This window comes from Cyanobium usitatum str. Tous (assembly GCF_963920485.1).
GTDB lineage: Bacteria > Cyanobacteriota > Cyanobacteriia > PCC-6307 > Cyanobiaceae > Cyanobium_A > Cyanobium_A usitatum_A.
Window position 1 is genome coordinate 1,497,086 of record NZ_OY986431.1, and the last position, 26,356, is coordinate 1,523,441.

Annotated in this window: 26 protein-coding genes and 1 tRNA gene; 15 read left to right on the forward strand and 12 right to left on the reverse strand. The window is 65.0% G+C overall.

What is annotated here, in order from left to right; translation table 11 throughout:
- Positions 1-2: 2 nt before the first annotated feature.
- The 5 genes from U9970_RS08105 to carB are packed head-to-tail and all read right to left on the reverse strand — an operon-like array spanning position 3 to position 6,842.
- Complete coding sequence (locus U9970_RS08105; RefSeq protein WP_322763804.1) at positions 3-1,016, reverse strand: ABC transporter substrate-binding protein; 1,014 nt, start codon at positions 1,014-1,016, stop codon at positions 3-5.
- Complete coding sequence (locus U9970_RS08110; RefSeq protein WP_322763805.1) at positions 997-1,860, reverse strand: ABC transporter ATP-binding protein; 864 nt, start codon at positions 1,858-1,860, stop codon at positions 997-999. The genes U9970_RS08105 and U9970_RS08110 overlap by 20 nt, the downstream gene beginning before the upstream one ends.
- On the reverse strand, positions 1,857-2,747 hold the full coding sequence (locus tag U9970_RS08115) for an ABC transporter permease (RefSeq protein WP_322763806.1): 891 nt from the start codon (positions 2,745-2,747) through the stop codon (positions 1,857-1,859). The genes U9970_RS08110 and U9970_RS08115 overlap by 4 nt, the downstream gene beginning before the upstream one ends.
- A 32-nt stretch (positions 2,748-2,779) precedes the next feature.
- Entirely contained in the window at positions 2,780-3,478 is a 699-nt protein-coding gene (locus tag U9970_RS08120; protein ID WP_322763807.1) for a DUF3386 domain-containing protein, read from the reverse strand.
- Positions 3,479-3,503: 25 nt separating this feature from the next.
- The gene (gene carB, locus U9970_RS08125; protein WP_322763808.1) at positions 3,504-6,842 is read right to left on the reverse strand and encodes a carbamoyl-phosphate synthase large subunit; all 3,339 of its coding nucleotides are present in this window, start codon (positions 6,840-6,842) and stop codon (positions 3,504-3,506) included.
- A gap of 97 nt (positions 6,843-6,939) precedes the next feature.
- Between carB and U9970_RS08130 the strand changes: the two genes are divergently transcribed.
- The 6 genes from U9970_RS08130 (at position 6,940) to U9970_RS08155 (ending at position 11,307) form a co-directional block, all read left to right on the forward strand.
- On the forward strand, positions 6,940-7,575 hold the full coding sequence (locus U9970_RS08130; protein WP_322763809.1) for a DUF3318 domain-containing protein: 636 nt from the start codon (positions 6,940-6,942) through the stop codon (positions 7,573-7,575).
- Positions 7,568-7,978: a ribosome silencing factor gene (gene rsfS / locus U9970_RS08135; protein ID WP_322763810.1), complete on the forward strand. Its 411-nt coding sequence runs from the start codon at positions 7,568-7,570 to the stop codon at positions 7,976-7,978. The genes U9970_RS08130 and rsfS overlap by 8 nt, the downstream gene beginning before the upstream one ends.
- Before the next feature lie 5 nt (positions 7,979-7,983).
- Positions 7,984-8,466, forward strand: coding sequence for a CGLD27 family protein (locus U9970_RS08140; protein WP_273329807.1), 483 nt, complete (start codon positions 7,984-7,986; stop codon positions 8,464-8,466).
- 18 nt (positions 8,467-8,484) lie between these two features.
- A complete protein-coding gene (locus U9970_RS08145) occupies positions 8,485-9,456 on the forward strand; it encodes an asparaginase (RefSeq protein ID WP_254930077.1) in 972 nt (323 codons plus the stop codon).
- A 43-nt stretch (positions 9,457-9,499) separates the two neighbouring features.
- A tRNA-Met gene (locus U9970_RS08150) sits at positions 9,500-9,576 on the forward strand.
- An 84-nt stretch (positions 9,577-9,660) separates the two neighbouring features.
- On the forward strand, positions 9,661-11,307 hold the full coding sequence (locus U9970_RS08155) for a GMC family oxidoreductase (protein WP_322763811.1): 1,647 nt from the start codon (positions 9,661-9,663) through the stop codon (positions 11,305-11,307).
- Positions 11,308-11,460: 153 nt separating this feature from the next.
- Here the strand turns inward: U9970_RS08155 and U9970_RS08160 are convergent, their stop codons facing one another.
- The 3 genes from U9970_RS08160 to U9970_RS08170 all read right to left on the reverse strand — a co-directional run bounded on the left by U9970_RS08160 (position 11,461) and on the right by U9970_RS08170 (position 13,216).
- The gene (locus U9970_RS08160; protein ID WP_322763812.1) at positions 11,461-11,697 is read right to left on the reverse strand and encodes a DUF2811 domain-containing protein; all 237 of its coding nucleotides are present in this window, start codon (positions 11,695-11,697) and stop codon (positions 11,461-11,463) included.
- Positions 11,698-11,754: 57 nt separating this feature from the next.
- Positions 11,755-11,907: a hypothetical protein gene (locus U9970_RS08165; protein ID WP_322763813.1), complete on the reverse strand. Its 153-nt coding sequence runs from the start codon at positions 11,905-11,907 to the stop codon at positions 11,755-11,757.
- A 205-nt stretch (positions 11,908-12,112) separates the two neighbouring features.
- Complete coding sequence (locus tag U9970_RS08170) at positions 12,113-13,216, reverse strand: sirohydrochlorin chelatase (RefSeq protein ID WP_322763814.1); 1,104 nt, start codon at positions 13,214-13,216, stop codon at positions 12,113-12,115.
- Between the two features lie 77 nt (positions 13,217-13,293).
- On the opposite strand from U9970_RS08170, the gene U9970_RS08175 reads away from it, so the two are divergent.
- Genes U9970_RS08175 through U9970_RS08185 form a run of 3 tightly spaced genes read left to right on the forward strand, consistent with a single transcriptional unit; the run spans position 13,294 to position 15,161 of the window.
- Positions 13,294-13,956: a ParB-like protein gene (locus U9970_RS08175; protein WP_322763815.1), complete on the forward strand. Its 663-nt coding sequence runs from the start codon at positions 13,294-13,296 to the stop codon at positions 13,954-13,956.
- Between the two features lie 50 nt (positions 13,957-14,006).
- Positions 14,007-14,453, forward strand: coding sequence for a universal stress protein (locus U9970_RS08180; protein ID WP_322763816.1), 447 nt, complete (start codon positions 14,007-14,009; stop codon positions 14,451-14,453).
- A 42-nt stretch (positions 14,454-14,495) separates the two neighbouring features.
- The gene (locus tag U9970_RS08185; protein ID WP_322763817.1) at positions 14,496-15,161 is read left to right on the forward strand and encodes a hypothetical protein; all 666 of its coding nucleotides are present in this window, start codon (positions 14,496-14,498) and stop codon (positions 15,159-15,161) included.
- Here U9970_RS08185 and U9970_RS08190 read toward each other — a convergent pair.
- Complete coding sequence (locus U9970_RS08190) at positions 15,158-17,557, reverse strand: glycogen/starch/alpha-glucan phosphorylase (protein WP_322763818.1); 2,400 nt, start codon at positions 17,555-17,557, stop codon at positions 15,158-15,160. The two genes, U9970_RS08185 and U9970_RS08190, sit on opposite strands and share 4 nt — an antisense overlap.
- A gap of 177 nt (positions 17,558-17,734) precedes the next feature.
- Here U9970_RS08190 and U9970_RS08195 point away from each other — a divergent pair, with 177 nt between their 5' ends.
- Positions 17,735-19,903, forward strand: a complete 2,169-nt coding sequence (locus U9970_RS08195; protein WP_322763819.1) for a glutamine synthetase III family protein — start codon at positions 17,735-17,737, stop codon at positions 19,901-19,903.
- Positions 19,904-19,919: 16 nt separating this feature from the next.
- Here U9970_RS08195 and U9970_RS08200 read toward each other — a convergent pair whose 3' ends face one another.
- Positions 19,920-20,633, reverse strand: coding sequence for a hypothetical protein (locus U9970_RS08200; RefSeq protein WP_322763820.1), 714 nt, complete (start codon positions 20,631-20,633; stop codon positions 19,920-19,922).
- A 280-nt stretch (positions 20,634-20,913) separates the two neighbouring features.
- On the opposite strand from U9970_RS08200, the gene U9970_RS08205 reads away from it, so the two are divergent.
- Complete coding sequence (locus U9970_RS08205; protein WP_322763821.1) at positions 20,914-21,117, forward strand: hypothetical protein; 204 nt, start codon at positions 20,914-20,916, stop codon at positions 21,115-21,117.
- 8 nt (positions 21,118-21,125) lie between these two features.
- Here U9970_RS08205 and U9970_RS08210 read toward each other — a convergent pair whose 3' ends face one another.
- Entirely contained in the window at positions 21,126-21,365 is a 240-nt protein-coding gene (locus U9970_RS08210; protein WP_322763822.1) for a hypothetical protein, read from the reverse strand.
- Between the two features lie 599 nt (positions 21,366-21,964).
- Here U9970_RS08210 and U9970_RS08215 point away from each other — a divergent pair.
- The 4 genes from U9970_RS08215 (at position 21,965) to U9970_RS08230 (ending at position 23,667) form a co-directional block, all read left to right on the forward strand.
- Positions 21,965-22,237, forward strand: coding sequence for a PilZ domain-containing protein (locus U9970_RS08215; protein WP_322763823.1), 273 nt, complete (start codon positions 21,965-21,967; stop codon positions 22,235-22,237).
- A 78-nt stretch (positions 22,238-22,315) separates the two neighbouring features.
- Positions 22,316-22,708, forward strand: a complete 393-nt coding sequence (locus U9970_RS08220) for a molecular chaperone DnaJ (RefSeq protein ID WP_322763824.1) — start codon at positions 22,316-22,318, stop codon at positions 22,706-22,708.
- A 43-nt stretch (positions 22,709-22,751) separates the two neighbouring features.
- On the forward strand, positions 22,752-23,111 hold the full coding sequence (locus tag U9970_RS08225; RefSeq protein ID WP_322763825.1) for an esterase/lipase family protein: 360 nt from the start codon (positions 22,752-22,754) through the stop codon (positions 23,109-23,111).
- 106 nt (positions 23,112-23,217) lie between these two features.
- On the forward strand, positions 23,218-23,667 hold the full coding sequence (locus U9970_RS08230; RefSeq protein WP_322763826.1) for a glycosyl-4,4'-diaponeurosporenoate acyltransferase CrtO family protein: 450 nt from the start codon (positions 23,218-23,220) through the stop codon (positions 23,665-23,667).
- Here U9970_RS08230 and U9970_RS08235 read toward each other — a convergent pair whose 3' ends face one another.
- Complete coding sequence (locus tag U9970_RS08235; RefSeq protein ID WP_322763827.1) at positions 23,668-25,848, reverse strand: beta-glucosidase family protein; 2,181 nt, start codon at positions 25,846-25,848, stop codon at positions 23,668-23,670. It lies immediately after the preceding gene.
- Between the last annotated feature and the right edge of the window lie 508 nt (positions 25,849-26,356).

A 26,356-nucleotide genomic window follows, 5' to 3' on the forward strand; every position in this document is an offset into this window, starting at 1 on the left:
CGTTAGCTCACCACCTTCTGAGCTTCCTTAATCAGCTCCTCTGGCAGGGTTACCCCGATCGCTGCGGCGGTGGCTTTGTTCACCATCAACTCCGTTTTGGTGAGGGGCTCGAAGGCCATCTTGACCGGCGATTCTCCCTTCAATACCCGCACCGCCAGCTTGCCTGCGGCGTAGCCGTCATCGAAGTAGGCCCAGCCGATCGTGGCCAGGCAGCCGGGCAGCTTGATGTCGTCGGCATCCACCGAATACACCGGGATCTTCTTCTCGAGGCCCACCTTGGCAATCGAGCCGAAGCCCTGAATCGTGGCGTAATCGCCGATCTTCACGAAGGCCTCCACCTTCTTGTCGGCCAGCACTTGGGCGGCCTGCAGCACTTCGCCGGAGTTGGCCACCGACTGCTCCACCACGGTGATGTTGCGTTTGGCCGCCTCCTCCTTGAGCACCTTGGCCTCGTATTCGGAGTTGGGCTCGCCGGGGTTGAAGATCAGGCCCACGGTTTTGAGCTCAGGGTTGATTTGGCGTGCCAAATCAAGCTCCTTGCCCACCGGATTGGTGCCGATCGTGCCAACCACATTTGGCTTGTGCTGACCCACGCCACCAGGGGGGGTGCCGGCACCGGCTCCCCAGGGGTTGGAGCAGTAGCAGAAGATCACTGGGGTTGTCTCAGGCACCGCCTTCATGGCGGCCTGCAGGGGCGGCGTGCCCACAGCCAAAACCATATCCACTTGATCCCCCACAAACTGCTTCATCACCAAGGTGGTGTTGGGCATCTCGCCGGCGGCATCCTTCTGGATGAAATTGACGGTTTTGCCGGGGATGTAGCCAGCTTCTGCCAGGGCCGCTTCAAAGCCCTTGCGGGTATTGGTCGGAGGCGGGGCTTCCACCAGCTGCAGCATGCCGATGGTGGGTCCTTTCACCTTGGCGCCACCGCCGAGCTTGCCGCAGGCGGAGAGCACCACCGTGCTCACAGCGCCGGCCCCTACCAGGCTCAGAAATTCACGACGCTGAAGACCCATCTGTGGCACTGGAAGACTGCGGCGCAACTATGGCGGCGCCATACATCGCCCGCAATGCGGCCGGGTCGAGATGTTCACGCTCGGCAGCATTCCAGTCGCCGATCAAGCCGCCTTCATGGAGCATCACCAGCCTGTCGCCGTGGCTCAGGGCCTGCTCGAGGCTGTGGGTCACCATCAAGGCGGTAGTGCCCAGCTGACGAACCAACCTGTCGGTGAGCGCCAGCACCGTTGCTTCGGCCCGGGGGTCAAGGGCAGCGGTGTGCTCATCGAGCAGCAGCAGATCTGGTGAGCCCAGGGTTGCCATCACCAGGCTGAGGGTCTGGCGCTGGCCTCCGGAAAGCTGACCCACCGGTTCATCGAGCCGGTCGGCCAGGGGCAAGCCCAGCTCGCCCAGCAGCTCTCGGTAGCGCCTGCGGTCGCCCCCATTGGGATGGATGCCACCAAAGGCACCAATCAGGAAGCCTCCATTAATCAGGACGGGCCTGTTGCGCCGCTCCGCCAGCCGCAGGTTTTCAGCCACGGTCAGCCCCGGACATGTGCCCTCCAGAGGGTTTTGCATCACCCGGCCGATCCAGCGGGCCCGCTGGTGATCTCGCAGGCGGTGCAGGGGACGGCCGCCCAGGTGGATACGGCCAGCGCTGTGGCGCTGGGTGCCAGCCACCATATTGAGCAGGGTGCTTTTGCCGGAGCCGTTGCTGCCTATCACCACCAGAAACTGGCCGGGGGGGCAGCTCAGCGAGAAACCGCTGAATAATTGCCGCCAGCCCGATCCCGGCAGGGGATGGCCCCAGCTGAGCTGTTCAACACTGAGACCCGGGGCGCTCAGACCAGGAGCCGAACTCATTGCTCCTGCCTCCCCTGGTCTGCCGAAAGACCCGGTATGCGCAGCCGTCCAAAGGCCAGGGCAAGCAGCAGCAGCAGGGCCGTTGCCAGCTTGAGATCTACCGGTTCGAGGCCCAACTGCAGGGCGATGGCGATCATGGTGCGGAACAAAATCGCCCCCACCGACACCGCCAGCAGGGCCCAGGGCAGGGAGCGGGGCCGCAGCACCGCTTCGCCAATGATCACCATGCCTAGTCCCAGGATCAGCGAGCCGATGCCCATGGTCACGTCGGCAAAGCCCTGATAGATAGCAACCAGCGCCCCGGCCAGGGCCACCAGACCATTGGCAGCAGCAATGCCCACCGTGAGCCCTCGGCGCTGGTTGATGCCGTTGGCGCGGGCCATGGTGGGGTTGTTGCCCAGGGCGCGCAAAGACAGGCCGAAATCGGTGGCCAGCAAGAAGGAGATCAGCAGGATCATCCCAAGCGTCGCCAGGGTTAATCCCACAGCCCACTGACCATCCAGGCCCAGGCCCAGGTCGGGCAGGGCCAAGATTCCAGCTGGGGTTTCAGACAGGGGGATGTTGGAGCGCCCCATCAGCCGCAGGGTGATCGAATAAAGGCCCGTGGTAGTGAGGATGCCGGCAAACAGATCATTCACACCCAAGCGGGTGTGGATCAGGCCGGTCACGGTGCCCGCCAGGCAGCCAAATAAGATCGCCAGCCCCAAGGCCACCGGCACCGGGGCGCCCTGGCTGATCAGCACGGCAGCGGTGCCACCTCCCAAGGCAAAAGAGCCGTCCACCGTGAGGTCTGGGAAATTGAGGACGCGCAGCGTCATGTAGGTGCCTAGGGCCAGGCCGGCATAGGCCAAGCCCTGGTCGTAGGCACCAATCCAAAGAGAAAACATGGCTGCATCTTGCCTAGCAGCGGCCTCTTGGTCTAAGCCAAGGGCGCAAGATCCTCGAAACGAAACACCTGGCGGCCAGCCGGCGTGTCGCCATGGGCAGCGGTCTCAACCACTCGCTCGCTCAGCACCCAGGGGCCCACCCGAGCCAGGGGTACAAAGGTGTCGGTGAAACGGCTGATGCCGCCCTTGGCTGCGCCGGTTGCCGGATCGGCGTACTGGCTGGTGTAACTGCGGCTCAGGTAGCCGCTGCCGGTATCTGTTGTGCTCTCGGTGAAGATCGTCACCACGGTGCCGTGGATGTGGCGATGCACCATCGTCACCACATTTGCCTTGATGCGATAGCGATCGCCTTGGTTTTTGCCGCCCACGATCACCTCAGTGCCCACCGCGTCGGTGTCGCCGGCGCTGAAGGTGTTGGCGCCGTGGGTTTGCTCAAAGCTGCGCCGCACCCGGTGAATCGCCACCTCCCACAGTTGGGAGGCTAGGGCCTTGTGAATCTCCTCATCGGCGACGCCATCAACCGTGGCCTTGAGGTCGGCGCCCACCACGAAAGTTCCCTCGACCCGCTTACCGTCCTCGCCCGCATCACCGGCTTGCTCCCAGATACAGCGGCCCTGATAGCCACCGAAATCCGGCTCCCAGGTGTAGCGATTTTCATAGGCGGCCCGGAAAACCGCCGTGCAGTCGCTGCCTGAGGTGATCTGGTTGCTGACTTGGGTGCTGGCTGTCAAGGCGGGATCTAGCGGGCCCCCAACCCTAACGAGTGGGTCCGGGGTGGATGTCCTGCAGGGCATGCACCTCAACGGTCTGCTGCTGCAGCGCTGTGATCGCCTCGACAGCGGCCCGGGCCCCGGCCAGGGTTGTCACCGTCGGCACTGCGTAGTCGAGGGCGGCCCGGCGCAGGTATTTGTCGTCGTGGGCAGCCTGGCGGCCGATCGGCGTGTTGATGATCAGCTGAATGCGGGCCGAGCGGATCGCATCTTCAATATTGGGCCGGCCCTCATGCACCTTGAGGATGGATTCCACCTGCAGGCCAGCGGCCCTAAGGGCCTCGGCGGTGCCACCGGTGGCGATCAGGGCAAAGCCCAGCCCCACCAGCCGCTCAGCCACGGGCAGCAGGGCCGGTTTATCGCGGTCGTGGGTGGAGAGAAATACCGTACCGTTGGTGGGCAGGGCCTCGCCGGCGGCTAGCTCGGCCTTGGCATAGGCCATGCCGGCGCTGCTGGCGATGCCCATCACCTCGCCGGTGCTGCGCATTTCAGGGCCAAGCAAGGTGTCGGAACCTGGGAAGCGCTTGAAGGGCAGCACCGCCTCCTTCACCGTTTGCAGAGGCGGGATCGGTTCGGCCGTGAGCCCCAGCTCCGCCAGGGTGCGGCCGGCCATCAGCTGACTGGCCACCTTGGCCAGGGGCACGCCGGTGGCCTTAGCCACAAAGGGCACGGTGCGGGAGGCCCGGGGATTTGCCTCGATGATGAATACCCGCTCGCCCAGCTCAGGGTCGATTTGCACCGCAAACTGCAGGTTGATCAGGCCACGCACCCCGAGGGCCAGGGCCAGGGCCCGGCTCCAAGCGCGGATCGTGGCCAGGGCTGCCTCGCTCAGGCTCACGGAAGGCAGCCAGCAGGCCGAATCACCCGAATGGATCCCGGCCGGTTCGATGTGCTCCATCACACCGCCGATCAGCACCACCCCCTCCCGATCGCAAAGGGCATCCACATCCACCTCTATGGCGTTATCGAGGTATTGGTCGATCAGCACCGGGTGGTCGGGCTCCACCTGCACCGCTTCCACCATGTAGCGGTTGAGCTCGGCTTCGTCGTAGACGACCTCCATGGCGCGCCCACCCAGCACGTAGCTGGGGCGCACAACCACTGGATAGCCCACGCGCGCGGCGATGGCCCGGGCCTCGGCCTCACTGCGGGCCAGGCCATTGCGGGGCTGGCGGATCTCCAGCCGGCGCAGGATCGCTTCAAATTGCTCCCGGTCTTCGGCCGCATCAATCGATTCAGGCGAAGTGCCCCAGATGCGGCTGCCGGTGGCCAGGCCCTCGGGGGAGGCCAGCCAGTGCAGCAGCGGAATCGCCAGCTTCAGCGGCGTCTGGCCACCAAACTGCACGATCACCCCCTCGGGATGCTCCACCTCAATCACGTTGAGCACGTCTTCGAGGGTGAGCGGCTCGAAGTAGAGCCGGTCGGAGGTGTCGTAATCGGTTGACACCGTCTCCGGATTGCTGTTCACCATCACGGTGGCGAAGCCTTCCGCCTGCAGGGCAAAGGAGGCGTGCACGCAGCAGTAGTCGAATTCAATCCCCTGGCCGATGCGGTTTGGCCCACCGCCCAGGATCATCACCTTGCGGCGGCTCTCGGGCTGCACCTCATTTTCAGGCGGCACGATCTCGAGCTCACCAGCGGCGTTGAGCCGCTCCAGCGGCCGCTCATAGGTGGAGTAGTGATACGGGGTGCTGGAGGCAAACTCCGCCGCGCAGGTGTCGACGGTTTTAAACACGGCATTAATGCCCAACCCCTGACGGTGGCGCCGCACCGTGAGTTCATCGCTGCCGGTGGCCCAGGCGATCTGGCGATCGGAGAAGCCCAGCTGCTTGAGCTCCAGCAGGGCGGCGGCATCGAGTTGCTCGAGCTGGCGGCCCCGCAGCAGCCGCTGCTCAGCCTTGAGGATGCAGCGCAGCTTGGCCAAAAACCAGGGATCGATGGCGCTGAGCTGGTGGATCTCGTCGTCGCTGCGGCCGGCGAGCATCGCCTCGCGCACGGCGAAAATGCGCTCCGGGGTGGCGGTGCGCAGGGCCCGCTCCAAGGCGGTGGGATCGGGGGCAAGCGTGGGGTCACTTGCGGCATCGGGGCGGTCGCAACCCCAGCCGGCGTGGCCCGTTTCCAAGGAGCGCAACGCCTTTTGGAACGACTCCTCAAAGCAGCGGCCGATAGCCATCGCCTCGCCCACCGACTTCATCGAAGTTGTGAGCAAAGCGGGGCTGCCGCGAAACTTCTCAAAGGCGAAGCGGGGAATCTTCGTGACCACGTAATCGATCGTGGGTTCGAAGCAAGCCGGCGTGGCACCGGTGATGTCGTTGAGGATTTCATCGAGGGTGTAACCCACCGCCAGGCGGGCGGCGATCTTGGCGATCGGAAAGCCGGTGGCCTTCGATGCCAGCGCCGAGCTGCGCGATACGCGCGGATTCATCTCGATCACCACCACGTCGCCATTGACGGGGTTGATCGCAAATTGAATATTGCTGCCGCCCGTATCCACGCCGATCTCGCGGATGATCGCGATCGACTGGTCGCGCAGCCGCTGGTATTCGCGGTCGGTGAGGGTTTGGGCCGGCGCCACGGTGATCGAATCACCGGTATGCACCCCCATCGGATCGAGGTTTTCAATGCTGCAAACGATCACCACGTTGTCGGCGCTGTCGCGCATCACCTCCAGCTCGAATTCCTTCCAGCCCAGCAGCGACTGCTCCACCAGGATCTGGGAGACGGGGCTGGCCTCCAGGCCGCTTTTGCAGAAGGCGCGGAACTCCTCGGGGTTGTAGGCGATGCCCCCGCCGCTGCCGCCCAGGGTGAAGGCCGGCCGGATGATGCGGGGGTAGCTGCCGATGACCTCGCCCACCCGCTCCGCCTCCTCCAGGGTGTTGGCGATGCCGGAGGGACACACCGCCACGCCGATCCGCTCCATCGCCTCCTTAAAAAGCAGCCGATCTTCCGCCTTGCGAATCGCCTGCAGGTTGGCGCCGATCAGCTCCACCCCGTGCTTATCCAGGGTGCCGTTTTCAGCCAGGGCTACCGCCAGGTTGAGGGCGGTCTGACCGCCCATCGTGGGCAGCAGGGCATCGGGCTGCTCGATCTCAATCACCCGAGCCACCACCTCGGGGGTGAGCGGCTCGATGTAGGTGCGATCCGCCATGTCCGGATCGGTCATGATCGAAGCCGGGTTGGAATTCACCAACACCACCTCAAAACCTTCGGCCCGCAAGGCTTTACAGGCCTGGGTGCCGGAATAATCGAATTCACAGGCCTGGCCGATCACAATCGGCCCCGAGCCCAGCAGCAGGATGCGCCTGAGGTCCGTGCGGCGGGGCATAGGGCGTGGGCAAGCCAAACCTGCCTAGCCTCTCACGCCCCCCTGGCAGCAGCTGCGGCTGGAATCGCTAACGTGATTGATAACGCGGAAGCCCCAGATGAGTGAGCTCCAGCGCCTGAAAGGGCTGCTGCCACCTGAATTGCAGAGCTGGGTGTTTGTGGAAGCGGCCGCCTCGGTGGAGCCGCCCCTGATCACCATCGAAGAGATCGGCCGCGATGAAGTCGAAATTCAGGTCGACCTGGAAACCTGGGACGGGCTGGCGATAGACCATCGCAACCTGCTGTTTTGGCACGAGGTGGGCCGCGTTCAGAACGATGCGGTGCCCCGCGACGGTTGGGAGATGGCGGCCCTGGCGATCGGCCTGGGTGGCGCCATCGGTGAGCTGTGGGTGCAGGACGGCCTGCTGCTGGTGATGGCCCTGGGCCTGTCCGGCTTTGCCGGCTACCGCCTCTACCTCAAAAACAACACCGAAAAGCGGCTGCAGGATGCCATCGCCGCCGATGAGCGGGCCATCGACCTGGCCACCCGCTTCGGTTACACCCTGCCCAATGCCTACAAGAGCTTGGGCGGCGCCCTCAAGGAGCTGGTGGAGCAGACCCGCAAGAAAAAGAAGCGCGCCTTCTACGAAGACCGGCTCGAGGCACTGCGCAAGAGTGCCGGCAAGGCCCGGGCCGAAATGGCCCAGCAACAGGGCTCGCGTCAATCCGTCACCAGTGAGAACGTCTATGGCTGATTCCCCCGCTGGCAGGTCCACGACCCACCAGGAGCTCGACAGCGAGCAGCTGGCCAAGCTGGCGGCAGAAGCCTGTGACGACCGCAAGGCCGTGGACATTCGTCTGATTCGCGTTGACGAGGTGTCTTCGTTGGCCGATTGGTTTGTGATCTGCAGCGGCCTCTCCGACGTGCAGGTGCGCGCCATCGCCCGCTCGGCTGAGGATCAGATCGAGGAGATCACCGGCCGGCTGCCCCTAAGGCGCGAAGGCCAGAAGGAGGGCCGCTGGATGCTGCTCGACTACGGCGAAGTGATCGTGCATGTGCTCACCCCCAGTGAGCGCACCTACTACGACCTCGAATCCTTCTGGGGCCACGGCGAACAGGTGCGCTTCGTAAGCTCAACCCCAGCAGTTTCTCCCTGAACGCCATGCCGTGCCCGGTGCCGCCCGAGCAACGGCCCCTGCAGGAGTACGAGCAGTTGCTGGCCTCCTGGTTCTTTGTTTGGCCGTCCCACGACCTGCCAGGTCTGTTGCGTCCCTTAGCCACCAGCTGGCTATTGCTGCTGCCCGTTTCCATACTGGTGGCCAGTGGCAGCTGGGTATTGCGCCACCACCCGGCCCAGCTGGTGCTGGCGGGCATGGTGGCTGCAGTGGCGCTGCCGATGCTGCTGCTCGTGCGCCAGTGGCTTGGCTGGAATTACGTGCACCGCCGCCTGGTCTCCGAGCGAGTCGAATACGAGGAATCGGGGTGGTACGACGGCCAGGTGTGGGAGAAGCCCCTGGCCTGGCGCCAGCAAGACCTACTGGTGGCCCAGCACCAGGTGCAGCCGGTGCTGCGGCGGCTGCAGCAGGGCGCAGCCCTGGCGGTAATCCTGGCCCTGGTGGGGGCCAGCCTCTGTCAGGCTCTTTAGATCAGCTCCTGGGCTCTAGTGACCCTGTCCTCCAGTTTCGGTGGCACCGCCCGCGGGGGCGTCCCTCCCCTGGAGGTGCGGCTGCTGCGCAACGGCATCGTCGAATCGCGCCACCGGGTGCACGCGGTGGTTTGCGACGGGCGCGGCCGGGTATTGATGCGGGCGGGCGATCCCCAGCAGCTGAGCTTTGTGCGCTCTGCCCTAAAGCCCTTTCAGGCCACGGTGTTTGTGAGCAGTGGCGCCGCCGACCACTGCAACTGCGGCGAGCGGGGCCTGGCGATCGCCTGCGCCAGCCACACCGGCACGGCCATGCACGCCCGCGAGGCCTTCAAGCTGCTATGGGGCGCTGAAATCGAGGCCGAGCAGCTGCAATGCCCCGTGCCGGACTGCGGCAAAAGCCCCCTGGAGCACAACTGTTCCGGCAAGCACGCCGCCTTCCTGGCCACTTGCCGGCAGCTGAACTGGAGCACCGAGAGCTACCTACAAAAAGAGCATCCTCTGCAGCAGGAGGTGCTTAAGCGCGTGGGCGATCTGCTCGCCCTGCCCGCCGCCGAGCTGCTCACCGCCCGCGACGACTGCGGCGCCCCCACCCTGCAGCTGCAACTGGCCCAGATGGCCCTGCTCTACGCCCATCTGGGCGCCGGCAGCCAGGCCGATCTGGAGCGCCTCAGCCGGGCGATGTTGGCCCACCCCGAACTAGTGGCCGGCGAGGGGCGCTTTGACACCGAACTGATGCGCGGCGGCCACGGCCAGGTGGTGAGCAAGGGCGGAGCTGAAGGCATCCAGTGCCTCAGCCGCGTCGGCGAAGGCATGGGGGTGGCGATCAAGGTGGAAGACGGCTCCGCCCGAGCCAAGCAAGCCGTAGCCCTGCACCTGCTCGAGCAGCTCGACTGGCTAACACCGATAGCTCTTGAAGAGCTGCGCACTCGTTTCTTGATCCCAGCCCCCCATCTGCGCCTGGAAGTGATCGGCGAGCTGCGCTTCGACTGAGCGGCATTACTAGGCACATCGACTGGTATGGTTAAGAGGTCGACGCGGGGTAGAGCAGTCTGGTAGCTCGTCGGGCTCATAACCCGAAGGTCGCGAGTTCAAATCTCGCCCCCGCCACCACTTCCCAAAGCCCCGGCAGCCATCTGTCGGGGCTTTGTTGTTTGAACGCTCACCTGCGCTGCCCCAGCGATCACCGCCCAGAAGATGGCCATCTCCGCCAGCGTGACCCAGCCCGACGCCATCGTGGTGGGCTCCGGCGCTACCGGCGGTGTGGCCGCCATGGTGCTGGCCGAGGCGGGGCTGCGGGTGCTGGTGCTGGAGGCCGGTCCCGAGCTCTCATCCCGCCAGGCCTTCGGCAGCGAACCGCTGAATACGGCCCGGCGTGTGGCCCGCATCGCCAGCGGCCAGCAACGGCTGCAGCGCCACCATCCGGGCTTCTGGAAACACAATCCCCAGCTGTTCGTTGATGAGCGGCTCAATCCCTACTCCACCCCAGACGACGCTCCGTTTTTGTGGAGCCGGGGCCGGCAGGTGGGGGGCAAAAGCCTCACCTGGGGAGGCATCACCCTGCGCCTTTCCGACTACGAATTTGGTGCCGCTGAGCGCGATGGTCAGGGGGCGGGCTGGCCGATCGGCAGCGCCGAGCTAGCGCCCTATTACACCCGCCTTGAGCAGTTGCTGGAGGTGCATGGAGCCTGCGACGGCCTGCCCCAGCTGCCCGATGGCCACTTCCAGGCGCCCTTGCCCTTCACCCCGGGCGAACGCCACCTACAGCGCCGCATCGGCGACGAGCTCGGCCTGCCCCTGATCCATTCCCGCGGCTTCAACCTGCACCGAGGTGCGGGCTGGCCCCGCTCAGCTAGCCAGGGGCGCACGTTGGCACGGGCCCTGGCAACAGGGCGCACCCAGGTGCGCAGCAACGCCGTGGTGAGCCATCTACTGCTCGACGGCGACCGGGCCCGGGGCGTGCTGCTAGTGGATGGCAAAACGGCTGCCCGCGAGCGCATTGAGGCGCCCTTGGTGGTGCTCTGCGCCTCAACGATCGAGACCCTGCGGATCCTGCTGCACTCGAGCGAAGCCCACCAGCGCGGCGGCCTAATCGATCCCTCCGGCAGCCTCGGGCGCTATCTGATGGACCACATCTCCAGCAGTCGCTTCTTTTCGATTCCCGGGGTTCCAGCCCTCGATGGGCCCAGCGAACTTTCAGGGGCCGGTAGCTGCTTCATCCCCAACACGGTCAACCTTGACGCTGGCAGCGAAGCTGATTTCTGTGGCGGCTACGGCCTCTGGACAGCCCTGCAGCGCTTTGATCCACCCGCCCTGTTGCAGCGCCGCCGGGGCGAGGCGGTGGGTTTCCTAATCGGTCACGGCGACGTGCAGCCCAACGCCGACAACCAGGTGACGTTGAACGTCGAAAATCTCGATGCCTGGGGGCTACCCACCGCCCACATCAACTGCCGCTGGGGCGCAAACGAGCAGCGCCTGGTGGCCCACATGCACCGGCGCATGGAGGCAGTGGTGGCAGCTGGTGGCGGGCAGATCCGGCCCATCGAAGATCTATTTGTGCTGCCGCTGCTGGAGCCCTGGATCCGCACCAGCCTAGCGGTGAGCCCCGAGGCGCCACCACCTGGCTACTACATCCACGAACTCGGCGGCGCCCGCATGGCCAGCCAGCCCGAGGCAGGGGTGGTGAATCACCTCAACCAATGCTGGGGCGCCCCCAATGTGCTGGTAGTAGATGGGGCCTGCTGGCCCCGGTCCGGCTGGCAGAGCCCAACCCTCACAGAAATGGCCATCACCTGGCGCGCCTGCGAAGCCGCTGCAGCCAGGTTGCGCCAAGGAGACCCCTAACCCAGTTGCGATCCGGTGTCTATCGCCACAACCGGCTTGAGCAACCCTGCTCACAATGGCAAGGTCGACCTCCAAAAGGTCGGGCAAGGGAGACTCAGGCGGAGGTTGGCCCCTCCGCCTTTTTTTTGTAAACCGCCACCAGGTTTGAAAAATTCAGCGGCGCAGGAATAGGCCGTTGAGGTAGTGCTGGCTCACCCCCTGATCGGCGCAGCCGTGCTGAAACAGGAAGCTGGAAAGCGCCGAGGAGATCAAGCGGTATTGATCCCACTGGGGGTGGCTGCGCAGGAACTCGCGCATGCCATCGAACAACACCTCTGGCACCTCCGCCTCCAGGCTGATGCTGCCGGCTTCTGCCTCCCCTAAACCTTCTGCGCAGCTGGGCTGCTCCATACATCGTTGGAGGTGATTGCGCTCGGCTGCCATCAGGAAACAAGAGGTGGGTGTGCCTCAGTAGGCCACATCGCTGCCAGGTCCGTCAAAGCCCGAAAGCCAGGCCGAAACCACACCGTTCTCAGCTGAGATTGCCAGTGCCAGCTGCTCCACTAGGGCGCAGCGAAGATTTTTAAAGCCTGCGAGGGCGACCGCTGGAGGTGCTGTCAAGGCCAGGCTGAACAAAAGCAGCTATTCCCCAACTGCCAGGCCTGAACTGGCTCAAGGCCTCATTTCTGGGGAAAACCCCTAATAAACCGGGGAAAAGACGGCAAAAATGGGGAATAGGGATAACCAATCAGCAGAACTGATGAGCTGGAGTCTCGCGAGACTTCCGGCGAGCTGAGAAGCCTGAACCAGGTCAAAACCAGAGGACTCAGCTGCTGCCGCCCTGGCGCAGGGTTGTGGGACCGAGGGGATGGTCCGCGTGGGGGTAGGGGGGATGGTGATGGCTGTGCCCATGGTCGTGGCTGTGCGCATGGGAGTCATCGTGGCTGTGGCCGCCCACTGGAATCGGCACGCCATCGGGCTGGCAGGCACCGGTGCACTCACGCTCACAGAGGTCACAGCCGTCGGTGAGCCCTTCAACGTGGTGGTGGTGGCTGTGCTGGGGCGCCCCAACCTCAGTTTCAAAGCCCAGTACCTGGGCCCGGTATTTGCACAGCGAGCAGTTCATGTTGGCGTCACCGCGCACCACCTCCGCCACCCGCTCCACAAAGGTGTCCAGCACTAGGGGGTGATCAGCCAGATAGGAGGCCTTCAGAAACTCCACCTCGGGATGGTCCTGGGCCACCCGCTCGGTGTGCTGCTGGATCCGGCTCACCAGCACCCCGGAAAACAGGAAATAGGGGAAAACGACAACCCGGCGATAGCCAAGTCTCACCACCTGGCGAAGTCCCGGCTCCACCAACGGGAAGGTGACCCCGGAATAAACCGTTTCACCCCAGCCAAAACCAAAACCCTCCACCAACATCCGCGTCACCTTGGCGACATTGGAATTGGCATCGGGATCGGACGAGCCCCGGCCCACCACTACCAGCATTGTTTCGTGCAGGGGCACCTCTGTGGCAGCCCCATCGAGAACTTCGCGAATCCGGGCCGCGGCGGCCTGGATCATCTTCAGGTCAACCCCCAGTTCGCGGCCGTAGTCGATACGCATGCCCGTCTCGGCCGCGTAGGTATTAAGCACCGAGGGAATGTCGTTTTTGGCGTGGCCCGCTGCAAACAACATGGCCGGCACGGCGAGCACGTGGCTTACGCCCCGAGCTCGCAGCGCCTCCAAGCCATCACGCAGTATCGGCCTGGCAAATTCCAGGTAGCCGTATTCCACGGGCACCTCGGGCAGCAGCGCTTGGAGGCCCTTAGCGAGCTCGGCAAATTCGGCCACTGCCAGCCGATTGCGGCTGCCGTGGCCGCAAACCAGCACCCCGATCGGGCCGTGGGGGCCAGCACTCAGGTCGGGATGGGAGGGGGAAGCCATGGCCACTCGCACTTGATGGCGACCCTATTCGGGGAAGCAGCGGGTCAGGATGGGGCTATCCGGGCTGCCTTGACGTCATGGCCCTGCGCCTTCCCCCGTACCAGCCGTTGCCGGCCCCGCTCCCGGGGGGGGAGCTGCTTGAGGTGCCCATCGCCCAGCTGCGCCCCACCCAGCTCTGCGTGGGACTAGCTGAAGTGCGCAGCAGGCTGCGCGATTTCGGGGCCGAAAATACCCGCGAACGCCGCACCTACCTGGGCAGTAAGCCCGTGCCGCTGGTGCGCAGCGCCGATGGCAGCGTGTGGATGGTCGACCGCCACCACCGCCTACGGGCCCTGATCGAGATCGAACCCGACGCCACCGCCTTCGGCTACGTGGTGCTCGAGCTCGACAGCCCCGACCCCGAGCAGGTGCTTGCGGCCCTGCATCAACGGGGCTGGCTCTACCTCTATGACGGCCGGGGCTTGGGGCCCCTGCCCCCCAGCGCCCTGCCCGAGCAGCTCACAGGCCTGCAGGACGACCCCTACCGCAGCTTGGTGTGGAAGTTGAAGCAGGAGGGGGTGCTAGCTGCCGCACCGCTGATTCCCTTCCATGAATTCCGCTGGGGGGCCTGGCTGCGCAGCCGCCCCCTGCCGCCCTTCAGCTCCGAGCAACTCGAGCCGGCCCTGCCCGGCGCCCGCGCCCTGGCCCGCTCCGGCGCCGCCGCCCACCTGGCTGGCTGGAAGGGCTCAGGCTGTTGCTAGGCAGCGCCAGCTGCCCCAGGCTGGAGCTCCACCGCCCGCCTGCGCCATAAATGCCATACAGCCACCTGCTGGTGCCCACCGATGGCTCCGAGCTTTCAGACAAGGCCGTGCAGCAGGCGGTGGCGCTGGCCCACAGCCTGGGAGCTCGCATCACCTTTTTCCACGCCCAGTCCAACTTCCCCATCTCCCTGGTGGGCGTGGGAGAGCTGGTGGACCCCAATACGGTGACCGCCCTAGTGCAAGCCGCTCGCCACGGCGCCGAGAAAATCCTGGCGGCAGCAGCAGCAGCGGCCCAGGCCGCCGGGGTGGTCAGCGACCAGGACACCATGGTTAGCTCCATGCCCTACTCGGCAATCGTGGAGGCGGCAGGCCGCCATGGGGCAGATTTGATTGTGATGGCCTCCCATGGCCGCCGCGGCCTGGAGGGGGTGCTGCTGGGCAGCGAAACCCACCGGGTGCTTACCCACAGCAGCTGCCCGGTGCTGGTTGTGCGTTGAGCTCCGGCCACTACGCTGCCTGCGACAGCAACAGGCGTGCCGGTGGCTAAGGACGAAACGAGCAGGGGCGAAGAACTGCAGGGCCTGGGCTGGACGCCTGAGGAGGTGCGCCAATACGAGGAGCTGTGGGAATACCGGCAGCGCTGGGGCGCCATCAACCTGGAGCCAGAAGATCGGGTGTTGCTGCGGCGAGCTGAAGCGGCCCTGCCGAAGCGGGTTGCCCATGGCAAGAGCTCGCTCAAAAAAACACTGCAGCAGAAATCTCACTACCGCTGGCTGTGTCTATATCGAGACGCCATGCTCGCCGCCGCCGAAGGCCTTGGCCTCCAGCCCGGCGAAGAAGCCGCCTGGGTGATTCTGCTCGAGGCCGAGTTACGAGCCCTGGATCACTACGAGCCGGTGCTGGGCTTGCCTGACACCCTCAAGGCCAAGGCCCTGCTGCCGGCCCGGGAGGCCTGGATCGCTGCCATCGCCGCCCAGGGACGGGAGCTCAGCTTCGACTTCGACGCACCGCTGGAAGCCCTCAAGCAGCAGGAAGCCACCAGCTGGAAGCCCCTGCGCAGCGTTGGTGCCCGCTCCTATCCGGTGCTCGAAGCTGGCGCCGCTGCCAACTTCCGCACCCAGATGAACCAGGAGGTAGCCCAGCTGATCCGCTCCAGCTTCCCCTCGCTCAAGGACAGCGACAAGCCGGAGCCCCCGAGCGCCTAGGGCGCCGGGGCGCCGGCGCTGGCCTGCACCGGCACCCGGCCAACCTTCCAGATGCGCTCGGCGTAGTCAGCGATCGAGCGGTCGCTGCTGAAGAAGCCACAGCGCATCGTGTTGTGCAGCGACATCCGCGCCCAACGGCCCCGGTCGAGCCAGGCTTCATCCACGGAGTTTTGAGCGCGGCGGTAGTCGGCCACATCCGCCATCACCCGGAAGGGATCGTGGCTGGTGAGGCTGGCCAGCAAGGGGTGGAAGAGCTCCCCATCACCCTCGCTGAAGTAGCCCGAGCCGATCAACTCCAGGGCCTGGCGCACGGCCGGGTCCTGCTCTATCCAGGGCATCGGGTGATAACCGCTATGACCCAGCTGCTCGATCTGCTCTGCGGTGTGGCCAAAGAGGAAGAAATTCTCCGCCCCAACGCAATCGCGGATTTCGATGTTGGCCCCATCGAGGGTGCCAATCGTGACCGCACCATTGAGAGCCATCTTCATGTTGCCAGTGCCGGAGGCCTCCTTACCAGCGGTTGAGATCTGCTCGGAGAGATCCACCGCCGGATACACCAGCTGGCCCAAGCTGACGCTGAAGTTGGGCAGGAACACCACCTTGAGGCGGCCATCCATGGCCGGATCCATGTTGACCACGTCGGCGATACCGACCAGCAGGCGGATGATCAACTTGGCCAGGGCATAGCCCGGAGCCGCCTTGCCACCAAACACAAAGGTGCGCGGCGGCAGGTCTTCGCCGGCGCGGATGCGCAGATAGCGCTCCACGATCTGCAGGGCCGCCAGGTGCTGGCGCTTGTATTCGTGGATGCGCTTCACCTGCACATCGAAGAGGGAGGTGTGGTCCACCAGCAACCCCAGCTCGCGGCGCATGTACTGGGCGAGGCGCTGCTTACCGAGATCCCGCACCGCCTGCCAGCGCTCCAGGAACGCAGGGTCGTCGGCAAAGGCGGCAAGCCCCTGCAGCTCCTCGAGGTGGGTGCGCCAGCGATCGCCGATCGCCTCATCGAGCAGGGCCGCCAGGGGTGGGTTGGCCACCGCCAGCCAGCGCCGCGGCGTGACGCCGTTGGTGACATTGGTGAAGCGCTCCGGCCAGATCCGGGCCAGATCAGCAAACAGGTGCTGCTTCAGCAGGGTGCTGTGCAGCTCGGCCACGCCATTGACGTGGTGGCTGCCCACCACCGCCAGGTGGGCCATGCGCACCCGCCGCTGGGGGCCCTCCTCAATTAGGGAAATGCGCTGCAGGATCTGGGAATCGCCGGGATAGCGAATCCGGGCCATGCGCAGGAAGCGGGTGTTGATCTCGTAGATGATCTCCAGCTGGCGGGGCAGCAACTGCTCAAACAGCTCCACTCCCCAGGTTTCCAGGGCCTCAGGCAGCAGGGTGTGGTTGGTGTAGCTGATGCTGGCGGTGGTGATCGACCAAGCGGTATCCCAATCGATGCCGTACTCATCCATCAGCAGCCGCATCAACTCAGCCACGGCGATGGCTGGATGGGTGTCGTTTAGCTGCAGCGCAAACTTGCGGTGGAAGTCGGTCACCTCCAGCCCCTGGCCCCGCAGGATGCGGAACATGTCCTGCAGGGAGCAGCTGACGAAGAAGATCTGCTGGGAGAGGCGCAGGCGCTTGCCCTGGTCCAGCTCGTCGTTGGGGTAGAGGACCTTTGAGAGGGTTTCCGCCTGCATCTTGCGCAGCACGGCCCTGGTGTAATCGCCGGCGTTGAAGGAGGCGAAGTCGAAGGCCTCAGGAGCCACCGCCGACCAGAGCCGCAGGGTGTTGGCTGTGTTTACGCCGTAGCCCAAGATCGGGGTGTCGTAGGCGACGCCGATCACGGTGTGTTCACCGATCTGCACCGGATAGCTCCACTCCGGCCGGATCACCTCCCAGGGATTGCCATGGGCCAGCCAGGGATCGGTGCTCTCCACCTGGCCGTGGGGGGTGATCTGCTGGCGGAAGATGCCGAACTCGTAGCGGATGCCGTAGCCGATCGCTGGCAGCTCCAGCGTCGCCATCGACTCCTGGAAGCAGGCGGCCAGTCGCCCTAAGCCACCATTGCCAAGACCGGGTTCGGGCTCCTCGGCGATCAGCTCATCGAGGCTCAAGCCCAAGCTGGTGCAGGCCTCCCGAGCTGCCTCTACCAAGCCCAGATTCACCAGGTTGTTTTCCAGGTGCGGGCCTAGTAGATATTCCGCCGACAGGTAGGTGGCCGTGCGGACATGCTCACGGGTATAGGTGTCGGCGGTGTCGACCCAGTTTTTGAGCAAGCGATCACGCACCGCCAAAGCCAGGCAGCGGTAATGGTCGTGGCTGGTGGCCAGGGAGCTGGACTTGGCCTGACTGAAGAAGAGATGCCTTTGCATCGACTCCTTGAGAGCCTGACTATCGGCTGAGGCCATCCCTGACTCCCTGCAAAGTGAAAGTCTGGGGCTGGCTCCTCAAATTCGCAGGAGCGTGGTCACGGTTACCGCACACGCCAAGCCAGGGCCAATCGCGCCGCTGGTATCAACCGCAGCAAAGCTTGGAGGGGGGAACAGCTTTGGGTAGGAAGAGTGATGTTCAGTGGCGAACTCCCCATGCCCTCCCAACCACGCCTGCAAGCCCTCGAAAAGATTCTCAGCCGCCCCGCCGCCCCTACAGCTCCGATTCAGCCCCTCGATGAGCTCTGGGCTAGCGACGTATTCACCCTCGACAAGATGAAGGCGGCGCTGCCGAAGGAGATCTTCAAATCGGTGCAGCGCACCATCAAGGAGGGCAGCAAGCTCGATATGTCGGTCGCCAACGTGGTAGCCCAGGCGATGAAGGAATGGGCTACCGCCCGAGGTGCCCTGTATTACTCCCACGTTTTTTATCCGCTCACCAACTCCACTGCCGAAAAGCACGACGGCTTCATCTCCCCCCAGGGCGACGGCTCGGTCTTCACCGAATTCACCGGCAAGGTGCTGGTGCAGGGCGAGCCCGACGGCTCCTCCTTTCCCAATGGCGGTATCCGCTCCACCTTCGAGGCCCGCGGCTATACCGCCTGGGACATCACCAGCCCCGCCTGGCTAATGGAGACGCCCAACGGTGTCACCCTCTGCATCCCCACCGTCTTCGTCTCCTGGACAGGTGAGGCCCTCGACAAAAAAACCCCCCTGCTGCGCTCGATTGCAGCGGTAAATAAGCAGGCCCACAAGCTGCTCAGCCTGCTGGGGGAAACCACCATCGCCCCGGTCAACTCCAGCTGCGGCGCCGAGCAGGAGTACTTCCTGATCGACAGCGCCTACGTGCCCCTGCGGCCAGACCTGCTGCTGGCTGGCCGCACCCTGTTTGGTCGGCCCTCGGCAAAAGGCCAACAGTTCGACGACCACTACTTCGGCGCCATCCCGGAGCGGGTGCAGGTGTTTATGCAGGAGGTGGAGCGGCAGATGTACCGCCTGGGGATTCCGGCCAAAACCCGCCACAACGAGGTGGCTCCATCCCAGTTTGAGATTGCGCCTTTCTTCGAGGCCGCCAACGTGGCCACCGACCACCAGCAGCTCACCATGACCCTTCTGCGCAGCACGGCGAAGAAGCATGGTCTGGCCTGCCTGCTGCACGAGAAGCCCTTCGCCGGCATCAACGGCTCTGGTAAGCACGTCAACTGGTCGATCGGCAACGCCACCCAGGGCAACCTGCTCGATCCGGGCAAGACGCCCCATGAAAACCTGCAGTTCCTGATGTTCTGCGGAGCGGTGATCCGCGGCGTGCACATGTATGGCCCCCTGCTGCGGGCCGTGATCGCCACCGCCAGCAACGACCACCGCCTCGGCGCCAACGAAGCGCCCCCGGCAATCATCTCGGTGTATCTGGGCAGCCAGCTGGAGGATGTGTTCAACCAGATCCGCGAGGGCCGCCTCTCCGGCTCATCCCTCGGCGGCGTGATGGACTTCGGCGTGGATACCCTGCCGGAATTCGACAAGGACGCCGGCGATCGCAACCGCACCTCGCCCTTCGCCTTCACGGGCAACCGCTTCGAGTTTCGCGCCGTCGGCTCCAACCAATCGGTGGCTGGCCCGCTTGTGGCCCTGAACACGATCCTGGCCGATTCCCTCGCCTGGATCTCCAGCGAGCTGGAGGCCAAGCTGGCCAGTGGCTACGGCCTGGAGGAAGGGGCTCTGGCCGTGCTCAAGACCCTGATCGAACAGCATGGCGCCGTCGTGTTTGGCGGCAACGGCTATTCCGATGAGTGGCACCGCATGGCCGTGGAGGAGCGGGGCCTGGAAAACCTGCGCACCACCGCCGATGCCCTGCCGGTGTTGGAGCGCCAATCCATCCGCGAACTGTTCGAGCGCACCGGCGTGCTCTCGGCCGTGGAGCTGCAGAGCCGCTTCGAGGTTTACGCCGAGCAATACATCCTGGCGATCGATGTGGAAGCCAAGCTGGCCGTCCAGATCGCCCGCACCCAGGTGTATCCAGCGGCGATTCGCTACCTCGGCGAACTAGCCGAATCCCTGCAACTGCAGAGCTCCCTCGGCATCCAGGTATCGCCGGAAACCTCCAAGGAGGTGGCTGGACTGTGCCAGTCGTTGATGGACATCAGCGGCCAGCTGCAAGGCGCCATCGACCATCCCCCCCACGGCACCGAAGCCCATATGCGCTACTGCGCCGACACCCTGGTGCCCTTGATGGGCGACCTGCGCGTGGTGGTTGACGGCCTGGAGGCCCTGGTCGACGACAACCTCTGGCCCCTACCCACCTACCAGGAGATGCTGTTCGTGCGTTGAGCCAGGCTGCGCCCGCTCACTGGGGAAAAACGCTGATGCGGGCGCGTTCTAGATAGCTGGGGTCGGCCATGGTGTCGACCTCAAAGCTGGTCCAGGTGGCGCTGGGTTCTGGAGTGCGCTGGGTAAGGGGCCACTCGATACGCCGGCGCTGATAGGTGAGGCCCACACAGGTGAGGGCGGCATCGTCAGCCATCAGCGACCAGAGCACATGCACCTCGCCGCGGTCATAGGCGATCGGAAGCTCCTGCCCCCCCTGCTCTGGCAACCATCCCGGAGCCAGGGTCAGGCCAGTCTGATTTTCCCAACACAAGTAGGAGCCGTTATCAGTGGGATAGAACCAGCAGGTTTCATTGGCTGCCTCAGCCAGGGGGAAGCGATCCAGCAGCTCCACCTGCTGTACCTGCAGCCAGGAGCCTTCGGCGGGGCCCCTAACGGCGTAGACGCCGATCCATAGGGAGGGCACGTCAAACTGCGTCACCACGGCATCGCAAATCAGGGAGCGCCGCTCTGGCGCTGAGCCGAGGGGATCTTCACCGGCGATGGTGGCGCAGCCGCCAGCTACCAGCTCGTCGAGGCTGCCCTGCCATTGATCTGGCATCCGAAACAGCCTCAGACCCCGGCCGCGATCGGGACCCTGGTGGGCTTGGGCCGCAACCAGAGATTGCCAATCAACGCCCCCTTCGGGCAACTCCTGGCCCCTGGACAGCAGAAAGGCTAGGGAGTGGAGCATGGGTGCCTGCACAGGTCAGGGGCGCAGTAAAAGCCGACCCTAGAAGCCCTGACTGTTTAAAGAGGTGTTCATGGCTGCCGCTCAGAGCACCAATTCCACGATCACAAAGCCCACAAGGGCCGCCAGGGCCAGCAGAGATGGCACACGCATCGACTTCTTTGCCGTTCAATTCTTAAGCAAATCCTAGGAGCGCTGGCTGGCCCTGGTTTGGGATCGGGGAGGTCTTCACATCTCTTGCCCCTGAGAGAGTGGGAGCATCAGCAATCCCGCACCCCAGCCGATGCCGAGCCGCGACGGCAGCCACCGCACAGCTTTCAGCCTGGTGCTGCTGCTTGGGGTGGCCATCGGCCTACACGTTTACGCCGTTCGGGTGAAAGAGGTAAAGCCGAGCCGCCAGTTGCCCACAACCAGCCTTAGCCCCGATGGCCAAAGGCAAGTTGCTGGTTCCCAATCCAGTCGAATTAAGCGTCTTCTTAAAGACTGAAGCCCTTCTCAGCGCTCAAAGGCAAGGCCCACCAAAGAACGCTTGGCACCCTTGACCTGCCAGCAGCCCTTGACCGGCCGGTAGCCACAGCCACGGCCATGGGCCTGGGTTATTAAGACGCCATGGCCGCCGGGGCAGATATCGAGCTTTGGATCAACCCATATCGCCACGCCACCGGCACTGAAATTGGCGATGTCCACAGGAATGGCGGGCAGCACCCTGCCCTCCCACTGCAACCAACCCTCCATGGGTTGCTCCACAGGCCAACGCTGACCCTCGCGGAGGTTGAAAAACCGGGGCCGAGGCCTGTTTCGCAGGCGGATTCTGGTCACCGAACTCATAAAACCCCCACAACGCAGGCCAGAGCAGACCGATCGCGCCAAGCGCGCCTCACCTCTTCTTAACGTTAGACCCATCTGACATTGGGTGGGCCGCAGTGCCCGCAGCCTTGTCATAAGCCGCTCCAGAAGCGCAAGGCATCCAGGCCTGAGTAGGGGCTGGTGACGCAACGATCTATCTGGATGCGGTCAGCCGCTTACTTGTATTTCCCCGCTGAACGCCTGGCATCGCGCATGTCGTTGAGTCAGCTGGCTGGAGCCACACCCCATTCAACAACACCACTTGCGAGGATAAACGTGGCTATTTCTGAAAAGCCAGGTGGCGAAGACCGATGGCCAATGACAGCTAATCCCCCTTTAGAGCTCCGGGCCGGGACCGCCGCGGTGAAAGCGATCGCCGGGCAGCACGCCGGGAGGCCACCAAGGCTTCTGACCGTCGTGGCACTCCCCGCCGGGCCTATGTTCGCCGCCCCGCCCCCCTAGGAAGTGGCGCTCTGCAAGGCGAGCTGGTGAGCAGCGACGGGGCGCGCTGCACCATCAAGGTTTGGGATTTGGGAGAAGGCGGCGTGTGCGTTTTCACCCAAAGCGACATCGAAAGCCTCACGGGCGACGACTTCACCCTGACAATTTTTGATTGCTACGAGCGGCTCGATCACCGTATGAAAGTTCGGCTGGCTTGGCGCACCCAGGAGGGCATCACCTTTTTTCTTGGGCTTGCTTTTGAAACGCCGATCGAATCTGGCCTCTTTTACGAGCGCTATCTCGCCGCTAGCCAACGATGAGCGTCGCCTAGGCCACCAAGGGGCTAGCCGGCAATGGAGGACAGTGGATAAATAGCGGCAGAGCTAATGCCCCAGACCATGCAAGCCAATTTGACCGGTCTGGTGGCGACCAGAGCGCCCAGGGCAGCCCATGGGGCGGCGGCAGAAACGAGCCAGTCCCAGCGGGGATTCGGTGGATCGGGTCAGAGCAAGGCGCGACGCAAAGGGGGCAAAAAGCGCAGCCCGGCGCTGAGCAAGGCCGACTGGGGCCCTCTGGGTAAGCATCCCGATCTTGATGCGATCGTGGCGCGTCAGCGATTGCACCTGCCCCTGGCTGGGCGGATCGGTGCCGATGACGTCAATCGAGCCTGGAAGAGCGCCGCCGCCGAACACCACCCAGACCGCGGCGGTAGTCACGACACGATGCAACGGGTAAATGGGGCGCGGGATCTGCTGCTGGGCCGCAGCACCGTGGTGGAAAGGTCAGATTGAATAAGTAATCGGATGCGGTCCCATCGCCGATGCAACTCCCCTGGTGCTGGTGCACGGGCTGCTCGACAACCCCGCCGTTTTCAATGCGCTTAAGCGCTGCCTGGGCGACCAGCGCCAACCGCTGTTAATCCCCGAGCTGCCGCTGCGGTTTGGCCTCACCCCCGTCCCCGAGGCGGCCGAACTACTCGGCGGTCATATCGAAGCGGCCTTTGGGCTGGAGCAACCCGTTGATCTGCTGGGCTTCTCGATCGGCGGCGTAATCGCCCGCACCTGGATCCAGCTGCTGGGCGGCCACCGCCGCACCAGGCGCTTCATCAGCGTGGGCAGTCCTCAGCAAGGCACCCTCACCGCCCAGCCCTGGCCGGGGTCGACTGCTGCAGCTTTTATTCGGCCATCGACCTAGCCGTGCTGCCGGTGTGGGCCCATCCCCAGCTGCTGCGCGCCCCCCAATCCGTGCAGCTACTGGCCCAGGAGCTGCTGCGGCCCTGATGACAAATCTTTCTGCGCTGATGGCTGCCACCTCCAGCGCCCTGGGCTGGCTGCTCTGGAGCCTGCTGGTGGGCTCCCTGGCCAACCGGCTGCCAGCAGCCTGGTTGGAGCGGCAGCACTGGTTCTGGCGGCGGCCCTGGCGCGAACAGCCACAGGGCTTTGAAAAGCGGCTGGTGATCCGCCGCTGGAAGCCCTGGCTGCCCGATGCCGGCCACGCCCTGCCCAATGGGATCGCCAAGGCAAGCCTGGTAGGCCGCGAGCGCCGCAAGCTGGAGCGGCTGGTGCTGGAAACTCGCCGGGCCGAGCTGGTCCATCTGGCCCTGTGGCTGTTCTGGACCATCACGCCCCTGTGGCTACCGCCGGCGGGGGTGCTGATCAACCTGGCCTTTGCCACCGCCTTCAACCTGCCCTGCCTGTGGGTGCAGCGCTACAACCGCCTGCGGCTGCAGCGCCTGCTGGGCAAAGGCTGATCAGGGGCCCAGATCCATTGCCTCGCAATTGATCTCCAGCAGCAAGCCCCCATCTTCACTGTGTTGGCCAACCCGCAGGCGATGGCAGCCCGCCTCCAGCCAAAAGTGGCTGGAGACTTCATCGAAATAGGCCAGTTGCCGCAGCGGAATCAGCAGCTGAAGCCGCCGGCAGTCGCCTGGCTCCAGCGCCGCCCGAGCGAAGCCCACCAGGCTGCGCCGGGGCCGCTCCAGCACCAACCCGGGCGGTTCGGCGTACACCTGCACCACAACCTCACTGGCCAGCAGGCCGGCATTTTGGGCGGTTACGGCCAGCCGAATTTGATCTGGCTGCAGCTCGGCCTCCGCCTGGCTGAGGCGCAGCTCTGCGTAGGAGAGCCCAAAGCCGAAGGGGAAGGCGGCCGGATTGCCATCTCGCTGCAGGCGGCGGTAGCCGTGCCAGAGGTCGTAGCGCACCTGGGGGGCCCGGGGCTCGAAATCAGGCAGGTGCTCGGCGCTGGTGGGAATGGCGAAGGGCAGGCGCCCACTGGGCGACACCTGGCCGAACACCACGTCGGCAAGGGCCTCACCGCCCCGCTCGCCCGGATACCAGAGCAGCAGGATCGCCGGCACAGCTCGGCGCCAGGCCTCCATCAAGATTGCCCCACCTCCCATCAACACCACCACCGTGCGGGGGTTGGCCGCCAGCACGGCCTCGATCAAGGCCACCTGCTCAGCGGGCAGCTCCAGGTTGGTGCGGTCGCCGGCGGCGAAATCGCCCCCCTGACGCGCCGAGCCATAGCTAGTGATGGCGGCAATCGCCCGGGCCACCGGCGGCCACCAGCGCCGCAGCAGGGGATGGGGGGGCGGTATCTGGCGCAGGATCGGCGCGATGTCGCCGGGATGGATGTGCTCCCCCTCCAGGCGCCAGTCGAGGCCCAGCACCAGCAGGGCCGCCTCACAGCTGGCCGCCAGGCCAGTGGCTTCAGCCAGCCGCTCACCGCTGGCGTAACGCACAGCCCCCGGCGCAGCCGCTGCCTGCAGCCCCTGCAAGGGGGTGACCACCACGCCGGGTTCTGGCCGGGTGTCGGAGGAGCCGCGATCACCCAGGTTGGCGATGGCGGCCAGGCTGCCGATCACCGCCAGCGAGCGGGCCGGATCCAGGGGCAGCAGGGCGGGGCCAGGGGGAAAGGCCTCGTTTTGGAGCAGCACGATCGACTTGGTGGCCGCCTCCCGGGCCAGGGCCCGGTGCTCGGCGCAGCCGCGCAGGCTGGTGGGATAGGAACCCGGGGGCACGGCGAGCTGCACCCGCAGCTGGCGCAGCACGGCGTCATCCAAGCGCTGCTGCGCCAGCCGACCATCAGCAACGGCAGCAGCCAGGCAACCGGCAAAGATCATGCGGAAGGGCATTTCCAGGTCCTGACCGGCCCGCAGCGCCGCCACGCCATCGCGCACCCCGAAGATGAAATCGGTCACCACGAAGCCCTGGAATCCCCAGCGCTGCTTGAGGATTTCGTTGAGCAGCGCGGGGTGCTGGCCGCACCACTCGCCATTCACCTGGTTGTAGGCGCTCATAACCGAGCCCGCCCCGGCCTCCACGCAGGCGCGGAAGTGGGGCAGGTAGAGCTCGTGCAGCACCCGCTCACTCACCTGCACGTCCACCAGGAAGCGGGAGCTGTCGATCGAGTTGAGGGCGAAATGCTTGACGCAGGCCACGGCGTGGCGCTGAATGCCGCGGGTCATCGCCGCCCCCAGGGCCCCGAGCAGCACTGGATCTTCGCCATAGGTCTCCTGGGCCCGGCCCCAGCCGGGGTGGCGCAGCAGGTTGACGCACACCGCCGCCAGCCAGTTGGCGCCGAAGCTGCGGGCCTCGCGGGCCATAACCTCACCGATCCGCTCCTCCAGTTCCACGTCCCAGCAGGCACCGCGGGCAATCGGCGGCGGGAAGGTGGTGGCCCCACCCTTGAGCACCACCCCCCGCGGGCCATCAACAAACTGCAACCCGGCTAGCCCCAAGCGCGGCAACACCCCCGCTGGCCAGGGGTGCAGGTGGGAGGCATCGCGGCAGGCGATATCAACCATGCCTGGCCAAAAGTCGGTATCTCCCTCCAGCAGGGCCAGCTTCTCGGCGACGCTGAGCTGGGCCAGCAGCTCTTGGGCCCGGCGCTCAATCGACTGCTGGTGAGTCTCTGGTGGCGCCGGCATGGCCTCTTCCCCAGCTGCATAAAAACTAGGAAGCCCGGAGCGCGAGCCCCGGGCTTCTGTTGACCCAGCTGTGGTGCCTGCCCAGAGGGGTGGGGCGCGGCTGGGCGCAAGTTAGTTAGCAATCAGATCGTGAGATCTGGGTGTCTTCAGTTGTACTGCGGAGCTGCTGACGCAAGCACCTGGGGCCAGGTGACTAGTGGGACGTCTCGATTAATCCGGGGCACCTAAGGCGGCGCAGTGGAGGCTTTTAAGCCAAGAGACGTCAGAGATCCGTCGAGAGTGTTGGAGCAGGGGCCGGATCGTCAGCGCGCTCCTGGCAAATGCTCAGGGGGGGTGTCTTCCATCAGTGGAGCCTCCGAATCCCGATGTCCACACGATCTCTCCGCCAAGCCAAAAGGGCAACCATCCACACCCCCGCCGCAATGGCTCTTCACCCGCGGAAATCAGACTTCATGAAGGCCGCTTCACATCTGAGGCTGGATAGGGCCCAGGATTTCGATCAACTACT

Coding starts and splice junctions, on each gene's coding strand:
- U9970_RS08200 (WP_322763820.1), bottom strand. CDS start 20,633: ATGCTCCACTCCCTAGCCTTTCTGCTGTCCAGGGGCCAGGAGTTGCCC.
- U9970_RS08115 (WP_322763806.1), bottom strand. CDS start 2,747: ATGTTTTCTCTTTGGATTGGTGCCTACGACCAGGGCTTGGCCTATGCC.
- U9970_RS08230 (WP_322763826.1), top strand. CDS start 23,218: ATGGCTGCCACCTCCAGCGCCCTGGGCTGGCTGCTCTGGAGCCTGCTG.
- U9970_RS08175 (WP_322763815.1), top strand. CDS start 13,294: ATGGCCCTGCGCCTTCCCCCGTACCAGCCGTTGCCGGCCCCGCTCCCG.
- U9970_RS08220 (WP_322763824.1), top strand. CDS start 22,316: ATGCAAGCCAATTTGACCGGTCTGGTGGCGACCAGAGCGCCCAGGGCA.
- U9970_RS08170 (WP_322763814.1), bottom strand. CDS start 13,216: ATGGCTTCCCCCTCCCATCCCGACCTGAGTGCTGGCCCCCACGGCCCG.
- U9970_RS08130 (WP_322763809.1), top strand. CDS start 6,940: ATGAGTGAGCTCCAGCGCCTGAAAGGGCTGCTGCCACCTGAATTGCAG.
- U9970_RS08160 (WP_322763812.1), bottom strand. CDS start 11,697: ATGGAGCAGCCCAGCTGCGCAGAAGGTTTAGGGGAGGCAGAAGCCGGC.
- U9970_RS08205 (WP_322763821.1), top strand. CDS start 20,914: ATGCCGAGCCGCGACGGCAGCCACCGCACAGCTTTCAGCCTGGTGCTG.
- U9970_RS08155 (WP_322763811.1), top strand. CDS start 9,661: ATGGCCATCTCCGCCAGCGTGACCCAGCCCGACGCCATCGTGGTGGGC.
- U9970_RS08210 (WP_322763822.1), bottom strand. CDS start 21,365: ATGGAGGGTTGGTTGCAGTGGGAGGGCAGGGTGCTGCCCGCCATTCCT.
- U9970_RS08235 (WP_322763827.1), bottom strand. CDS start 25,848: ATGCCGGCGCCACCAGAGACTCACCAGCAGTCGATTGAGCGCCGGGCC.
- U9970_RS08190 (WP_322763818.1), bottom strand. CDS start 17,557: ATGGCCTCAGCCGATAGTCAGGCTCTCAAGGAGTCGATGCAAAGGCAT.
- rsfS (WP_322763810.1), top strand. CDS start 7,568: ATGGCTGATTCCCCCGCTGGCAGGTCCACGACCCACCAGGAGCTCGAC.
- U9970_RS08140 (WP_273329807.1), top strand. CDS start 7,984: ATGCCGTGCCCGGTGCCGCCCGAGCAACGGCCCCTGCAGGAGTACGAG.
- U9970_RS08105 (WP_322763804.1), bottom strand. CDS start 1,016: ATGGGTCTTCAGCGTCGTGAATTTCTGAGCCTGGTAGGGGCCGGCGCT.
- U9970_RS08110 (WP_322763805.1), bottom strand. CDS start 1,860: ATGAGTTCGGCTCCTGGTCTGAGCGCCCCGGGTCTCAGTGTTGAACAG.
- carB (WP_322763808.1), bottom strand. CDS start 6,842: ATGCCCCGCCGCACGGACCTCAGGCGCATCCTGCTGCTGGGCTCGGGG.
- U9970_RS08180 (WP_322763816.1), top strand. CDS start 14,007: ATGCCATACAGCCACCTGCTGGTGCCCACCGATGGCTCCGAGCTTTCA.
- U9970_RS08195 (WP_322763819.1), top strand. CDS start 17,735: ATGCCCTCCCAACCACGCCTGCAAGCCCTCGAAAAGATTCTCAGCCGC.